The organism is Erysipelatoclostridium sp. MSK.23.31 (genome assembly GCF_019125875.1).
Classification (GTDB): Bacteria; Bacillota_I; Bacilli_A; order Erysipelotrichales; family Coprobacillaceae; genus Thomasclavelia; species Thomasclavelia ramosa.
On sequence record NZ_JAHOCB010000096.1, the window covers coordinates 1 to 1,671 of the forward strand.

Annotated in this window: 1 protein-coding gene; it reads left to right on the top strand. The window is 30.9% G+C overall.

Annotated elements, in window-relative coordinates:
• Positions 1–1,469, top strand: a 1,469-nt coding sequence (locus KSU54_RS18370; protein WP_217749048.1) for a GBS Bsp-like repeat-containing protein, incomplete at its 5' end; no start/stop codon positions are given.
• Between the last annotated feature and the right edge of the window lie 202 nt (positions 1,470–1,671).

Sequence of the window (1,671 nt, forward strand, 5' to 3'; positions counted from 1 at the left end):
ATGATCTGATCTGGTATACAGCCAACAGGACTGGAAATACATATACAATAGAAGTTGATATGATGAATCATAATTATGATACTGGTAAGATTAATACTGATATATATGCTTACGATGATGAGGGTGAATATAGTAAACTTGAATTGGATACAAAAATTGAAGAAAATCAAGCACCTGTTATAAGTGATGTAAAAGTTATTAATGTGACATCTGATGAGTATACGGTGATTTGTAAAGTAACAGATGATTTGGAAGTTGTTAGAGTTCAAATGCCAACATGGACAGTAAACAATGGACAGGATGATATAGTATGGCATGAAGCTGAATTGAAAAATGGTGTTGCTACGTTTACGGTAAATCGTAAAGATCATAATTTTGAGTATGGTGATTATATTACTCATATTTATGCGTATGATAGAGAAGGATTAAAAGGTTTTTCAATTTGTGGTACAGTAAATTTAAAAGAACCTGATATAAATACAAGTACTAAACCAATAATAAAGAATGTCAAAATTTCAAATATAAATGATAGTGGGTATACTGTTACTTGCACAGTTTTAAGTAACAATAAAATTACAGAGGTATTATTTCCTACGTGGACATATAAAAATGAACAGGATGATTTAATTTGGGGAGTGGGACAAAAACTGGAAAACGAATACACTTTCAGAGTAAATAGAAGCGATCATAATTATGAATTTGGAACGTATGTCACGCATATCTATGCTTATGATGAAAAAGGTGCAGTAAACAATATAGAATTACCGTTTCATAATATAATAAATACTACGGAAAGAATTGGATGGGCATATATTGATGGGCAAAAATACTTTTTTGATAATAAAGGAAATATAGCTGGGAATATGCCATCAAAAAAGGTAATTGATGTTAGTTCATATAATGGGAATATCGATTGGAATACTGTAAAACAGTATGGAGATGTTGATGGAGCAATTTTGAGAATTGCAGCTCATCCTAATGGGGAATACATAGAAGATGTGCAATTTGCAAATAATTTGGCGGCATGCAGAAGATTGAAAATACCATTTGGGGTATATATATATGATTATTCTAACAGTGAAAATGATGCCTTAAATGAAGCAAAGTTTGTAATAGATATTCTTCAGAAATATAATGTTACACCAGATGAATTAGGATATCCTGTATATTTTGATTTGGAGCGCACTACTATAACAAAAGAGCAAAATATAGCGAATATGAATGCATTTATAAGTGAAATGAATGCAAAAGGTTATACAACAAATGTATATAGTTATCGAGCAATGCTTAATAGCAGTTTAAATGATAAGGCTATTTTATCCAATGTATCGTGGATGGCTGCTTATACTGATACAATTGGATGGGAAAATCCATACTATAAAGGTAAATTCGGATGGCAATATACAAGTTCTGGAAGCATTCCTGGAATTTCGGGAAATGTAGATATTAGTTGCTGGTATACTATATAATTAAATAAAAATATTATGGTAAAAAGTCTATTGAACCAAATTGTTTGGACTAAATTTAATTAGTAGAATTAAGCGACGCTTTAAAATAATATAGGGTACTAAACAAAAAGCTTTAACAAAAAGTAGGGTTAGAAGATGTATAATCTTGGCTCCGTGTCAATAGTGGAGGGGCTTAAGAGATAGCGAAAGCTATCTCTTTTCT